Genomic DNA, 5,519 nt, shown 5'->3' with positions numbered 1-5,519 from the left:
CGGGGCGCTGATCTCGGGTGGTGCGGACACGGCGGACGCCAAGCTCGCCATCATGGAAGAGTGCGGCTTCACCGTCACCCGCAATCCCTCCGAGATGGCCAAGCTCCTCAAGGCGCTGCTCAAGTAATCTGCTCAATCCGTTCCAAGCGGGACACGAAAAAGCCACCCCGCGGGGTGGCTTTTTGCATGGGCAGATCCGCTGGAAAACCGCCGCTCAGCGGCCGTAGGTCGCCGTGAACGACGCCTTGCCCAGCATCTTGTCGCCCAGGCCCTTGTTCAGCACGAAGCCGTGCAGCGCAGCCGAGCCGGTCTTGGGGATGCCGGCTGCGGCGTGCAGGTTGTCCACGCCGAGCGCGAAGACGGTGAAGATGTAGCGGTGCGGCTTGTCGCCCACCGGCGGGCACGGGCCACCCCAGTTGCCGTTGCCACCCGTGGCGCCGGTGTCGAAGAAGTCGCTGTGGCCGCCATTGGCACCGGCCGGCAGCTTGGCTGCCGCGTTGCCCGCCCCTTGCGCCAGCGAGGTCACGGACGCGGGGATGTTGTAGACGCCCCAGTGCCAGAAGCCGCTGCCCGTCGGGGCATCCGGATCGTAGACCTGGACCGCGTAGGACTTGGTGCCGGCCGGCGGGTTGATCCACACCAGCATCGGCGACACGTTCTCGCCCTTGCAGCCGAAGCCGTTGAGCACGAACTTGTTGTCGATGGTGCCGCCTTCGGCGATGTCACGGCTGGCGAGCACGAAGTCGCTGGCGGGCTTGGCGGCTGCCGCAGAGGCAGCGACCGGCATCGAGCCGGAGCAGCCCGTCAGCAGGGCCACCGCGGCAACCGCAGCCGCCAGGAGGACCGATGAAGAAGGGAAATGAATGCGGGTCATGGGCAGGTTCTCCAAAGTCTGGGAGGGGCATTCTGGCAGCATGCAGGCATCCGGTTCACCCCATGAACCCGAGGTCTTGGCGTGGGAACAGGTCCAGTTCGCCTGGAAACACCTGCGTGCTCAAGGCCGAGGCGCTCACGCCGAACCACCGCCCCAGCGTCGCGCCCGACTGCTGGAAGCCGAGCCGAGGGATCCACACGCCGCGGCCCGAGGCATCGTCCGGCCCGCCCAGCGTGAAATCAGGGAACTCGCCGTACAGCCCGCCCTTCACCGCACCACCCACCACCAGGGACGTGCTGCCCCAGCCGTGGTCGGTGCCGCTGGCGTTCGGGCTGAGGGTACGGCCAAACTCGGACGCGGTGAACAGCGTGACGCTGCGGTCCAGTCCGGTCGTGGTCAGCGTCGTCTGGAACGCATCCACCGCAGCGGACAACTGCGCCAGCAAGTCACCGTGCTGCCACGCTTGCCCGCCGTGGGTGTCGAATCCGCCCAGGGTGACGTGGTAGACCTGACGACCGGGGCCCAGCTTGGCATGGGCGGCGATGAGCTGGGCGGTGGTCTTGAGCTGGGCGCCCAGGCTGGTGGACGGGAACGTCGTTCCCAGTGGCGCCGCGGTGGCGGTTTTCAGCGTGTTCGCCAACGCGATGCCATCGGCCAGTGACTGGTTCGCGGCATTCGACAGGCGGTTGCCAGTGTTGGTGGCCAGCACCTTCTGCAGCGCCTTCATCCGCTCGGTCCCGTCCGCCTGCGGCCACAGGTTGAAGCCATTCAGCGCCACGCCACCGCTCTCCGGCAACAGATTGGCCAAGGTGGATGCGCCCTGCACGAACTGCCCCGCCGTGCCCACGGCCACTGCGTCCAGCGCACGCGCGCCCCCCAGCACATCCATCAGCCGGCCACCCCAGCCGGTGGCGCTGCCCGCCCCCAGTCCGGACTGGACCTGCACCTGCTGATCGGGATGCGAAAACAGCTCCCCCGGCGCCTTGCCACCGGCCAGGTACTCCGCCTTGGTCAGCGGTCGGCGCAGGCTGCCGATGTTCAGCAGCACCGCCACCTTGCCTTGCCCGTACCAGCGGTCGATCGGCGCCAGCGCGGCATGGAAGGCGAAGGACTGGCTGCCAGCGGCGGGGGCGGTCATCAGCGGGCTGTACCGGGCCGGCGTCAAGCCCGTGCCCGACAAGGCCAGCCCCGCCGGGCCGCGCAGCCGCGCGTACTGGGCCTGGCGCACCGGGTCGAGCGGCACGACCATGTTGGCGCCGTCATTGCCTCCGGACAGGAACACGCAGACCAGCGCCTTGTAGTCGGACACCGCCGCCTGCGCCGCGCCGCTCAGGCCCAGCAGCCCGACGGACGCCAGCGTGGCCGCACTGGCCGCCTGGGTGGATTGACCCAGAAACTGGCGGCGGGACAGGATTGCGTCGTTCATCATTTCTGCACCACGTAGTCGCCGGTGATGGCGGTCAGGTAGAGCGCGGTCAGCGCGCGCTGTTTCAGGTCGCTGGTCTTGAACACCGCTTCGCCGATGGTCTGGCGCGTGCTGGCGGACAAGCGGCCCTGCAGCAAGGTGCGCTCGACCAGGGCCATCAGCGTCTGCGGGTTGCCGGCCACGGCCAGGAAGGGCGAGAGGTCGATGCGCAGCGAGCCGGGCAGTCCGCCGTCGAGCAGCGCCAGCACGAAGTTCGCCCGGCGCACCGCCTGGCTGCCAGCGTAGAGCTGGAACTCCGGCCCGACCAGTCCCGACCCGCCCGGCAGGGGTGCCATGGGCGAGTAGAAACTGAACACGCTGGGGGCATCGGCCGGACGCTCGCCCATCAGGTAGTAGTCCCAGAACACGTTGTGGCCACTGATCACCTGGCCGCCCAGGGCACGCACCAAGGCCAGCGTATGCAGCAGCGGATCGCGCAGATGGCCCGCATCGGCGCCCGGTGCAGAGCGGGCCTCGGTGTCCAGCAGGACGGCGCGCAAGGTCGCGGCCAGGTTGCCGCCGGACTGCTTGAAGACCGTCGCCACGCGCTGCACATAGGCCCGGCTCGGGTTGCTGGTCACGAAGTGGCGGATCAGGCGCAGCGAGATGAACGGCGCCACGTTCGGGTGCGCCATCAGGTTGTTCATCACGGCGTCGAAATCCTGCGCCGCCGTCTGGCCGGCGGGGAGGACCACGCCGTTCAGCAGCGTCTTGGCGCCCCGGTCGTGGTACTGCTCGCGGGCCACCAGCGGCGCGGACATGTCCTCGAAGCCGTTCGCGAATCCCCAGCCGCTCAGCGCGCGGGCGAACGCGCCGATGCGGGCCTGGTCGTAGGTGGGGATGGTCTTGCCATTGGCGTCCAGGCGCGGCGAGCCGTCCAGGTTCAGCTCCACCAGCCCGATGGAGAAGAGCTGCATCACCTCGCGGGCGAAGTCCTCGTTCGGCGCGGGTGCGCGGCTGTGGCCGAGGCCCAGGTACTTGCCCATGGCCGGGTTGAGCGTCATCTCGCGCAGCAACGCGCCATAGTTGCCGAACGCATGTTTCGACAGCGTCTGCAGCCACGGCGAGAGTTCCCGGCCACTGGCGTTCTTGCCCGCCGAGACCACGAGGATCTGCGACAGCGCGAACACCATGCGCTGGCGCAACTGGTCGGGTGCGGTGCCCATGGCCATGAACCAGGCTTCGCGCACGGGATCGGTGCTGTCACCCCCAGCGGCGATGGCAGTGGCGGGCATGGCGAGCTGGCCGTCGATCCAGGTCGCGGCGCTGATCTGGCGTGCGCGGGCGATCTCGGCAGCGGTCGGGCCGAAGGTGGCCTGTTCCAGCAGCCGCGCGGCAGCGACTTCGGCGGCGTCCACCACCGGGGCCTGGAAGACGGGCGGCGTGGTAGTCAGGCTGGTGGTCAGACTGGTGATCGGCGTGGTCGGCGTCGTGGAGGTGGTCAGTGTCCCCGCCGTCGCCGTGCAGTCGTGGCTGGTCGGCGTTGTCCAGACACCCGACTCGCATTTCAGGGTCGCCAGGCCCGTCACACCCGACAGCGTGTTGCGCACCGTCACCGAGGTGCCGGAGGGCGTGGCGGCCAGCACACCTGCGCAGGATTTTCCGGTCAGCGGAGTCGTCCATGCCAGCGACTTCGCCGGGCAGGACATCTGCGCCGGCGTCTGGGCTTGCGCCGCCGACGTGAACACGCACGCCAGTGCCAGCCAGCGTCCGGCGCGCAGAACCTCCTGGGCAAGGGACGTGACAGGAAGAGGAGAAACGGCTTGGGGGGATTTCATGGGGCCTTCTGCATGCGATCCGGAGGGGGACACTGGACCTTGACACGCAGGCCCTGTCCGGACGCATCGGCCATTCAGGCGCCACCTTGAGCGCGGGGGCGGCGGGTGTGCATACTTGGCACGCATCTGACAAGTCGTGCGCCCTGACAACACCACTGAACATCCCCGCCATGCACAAGAACCGCCTGGAAGCCTTCAGCGACGGCGTGATCGCCATCGTCATCACGGTCATGGTGCTGGAGTTCAAAGTCCCGCACGGCGAGCACCTGAGCGACCTGCTGCCGCTGTGGCCGGTGTTCCTGAGCTACGTGCTGAGCTTCGTGAACGTCGGCATCTACTGGAACAACCACCACCACCTGATGCACGCGGTCCACCAGGTCAACGGCGCGGTGCTGTGGGCCAACCTGAACTTGCTGTTCTGGCTGTCGCTGATGCCTTTCGCCACGGCGTGGATGGGCGAGAACCACTTCGCCGCGACACCGGTGGTGGTGTACTGCCTGGACCTGTGCCTGTGCGCCGTGGCGTACACGGTGCTGCAGGGGCAGATCATCCGGCTCGAAGGCGAGCAGTCCGTGCTGAAGGCCGCCGTGGGCCGCGACCGCAAGGGCAAGGTCTCGCTGGCGAGCTATGTGCTGGCGATCGCGCTGGCGTTGGCGGGCTGGCCGGGGCTGGCGGGGGGGCTGGTGGGGGTGGTGGCGTGCATCTGGTTTGTCCCGGATCGGCGCATCGAGCGCACGCTGGCGGGCGAGGCGGGACAATGAGGCCATGCACTACCTCCACACCATGGTCCGCATCACCGATGTCGATGCCTCGCTCCACTTCTACCGCGACGCCCTCGGGCTGGAAGTGGTCTCGCGCCGCGATGTCCCGCAGGGGCGCTTCACGCTGATCTTCCTGGCCGCACCGGGCAACACGGCGGCGCAGGTCGAACTCACCCACAACTGGGATCCAGAGGATTACGGCGGCGGGCGCAACTTCGGGCACCTCGCCTATGCGGTGGACGACATCTATGCCACCTGCCAGCGCCTGATGGACCACGGCGTGGTGATCAACCGGCCGCCGCGGGATGGGCGGATGGCGTTCGTGCGGTCGCCGGACGGGATTTCGGTGGAGCTGCTGCAGGCTGGGGCGGCGCTGGCGGTGGTGGAGCCTTGGGGGTCGATGCCGAATGTTGGCGTCTGGTGAGATGAAAAAAGCCCGGTCGGCTCACACCGATCGGGCTTTTCTTCGCAGGCGTTGATGCGCTGCGTGGGTCCGGCGGGAAGGTTACTTCTTGCCCGGCGGCAGATCCGTACAGCTACCGTGCGCGACCTCAGCAGCCATCCCGATCGACTCACCCAACGTCGGATGCGGATGAATCGTCTTCCCGATGTCCACCACATCCGCCCCCATCTCGATCGCC

5 protein-coding genes and 1 pseudogene are annotated in these 5,519 nt (G+C 68.4%); 3 read left to right on the top strand and 3 right to left on the bottom strand.

What is annotated here, in order from left to right; all coding sequences use genetic code 11:
* Positions 1–127 (top strand): annotated as a pseudogene (locus QZW52_RS18370) (succinate--CoA ligase subunit alpha); the annotation flags it as partial.
* A gap of 87 nt (positions 128–214) precedes the next feature.
* On the opposite strand, the gene QZW52_RS18365 reads toward QZW52_RS18370, so the two are convergent.
* The 3 genes from QZW52_RS18365 to QZW52_RS18355 all read right to left on the bottom strand — a co-directional run bounded on the left by QZW52_RS18365 (position 215) and on the right by QZW52_RS18355 (position 4,117).
* Complete coding sequence (locus tag QZW52_RS18365) at positions 215–787, bottom strand: YbhB/YbcL family Raf kinase inhibitor-like protein (protein WP_434738365.1); 573 nt, start codon at positions 785–787, stop codon at positions 215–217.
* Between the two features lie 142 nt (positions 788–929).
* Positions 930–2,300, bottom strand: coding sequence for a DUF1501 domain-containing protein (locus QZW52_RS18360; protein ID WP_294001406.1), 1,371 nt, complete (start codon positions 2,298–2,300; stop codon positions 930–932).
* Positions 2,300–4,117 (bottom strand): DUF1800 domain-containing protein, encoded by a 1,818-nt coding sequence (locus QZW52_RS18355; RefSeq protein ID WP_294001404.1) that lies wholly within the window; start codon positions 4,115–4,117, stop codon positions 2,300–2,302. The genes QZW52_RS18360 and QZW52_RS18355 overlap by 1 nt, the downstream gene beginning before the upstream one ends.
* A 170-nt stretch (positions 4,118–4,287) precedes the next feature.
* Between QZW52_RS18355 and QZW52_RS18350 the strand changes: the two genes are divergently transcribed.
* Both QZW52_RS18350 and QZW52_RS18345 read left to right on the top strand, forming a co-directional pair.
* Positions 4,288–4,878, top strand: coding sequence for a TMEM175 family protein (locus tag QZW52_RS18350; RefSeq protein WP_294001401.1), 591 nt, complete (start codon positions 4,288–4,290; stop codon positions 4,876–4,878).
* A 4-nt stretch (positions 4,879–4,882) separates the two neighbouring features.
* A complete protein-coding gene (locus QZW52_RS18345) occupies positions 4,883–5,302 on the top strand; it encodes a VOC family protein (protein ID WP_294001399.1) in 420 nt (139 codons plus the stop codon).
* Positions 5,303–5,519: the final 217 nt, after the last annotated feature.

The organism is Sphaerotilus sp. (assembly GCF_013299175.1).
Classification (GTDB): Bacteria; Pseudomonadota; Gammaproteobacteria; order Burkholderiales; family Burkholderiaceae_C; genus Sphaerotilus.
Note: the sequence above shows the minus strand (reverse complement) of the source record. Positions and strands in the feature narration are given on the sequence as shown.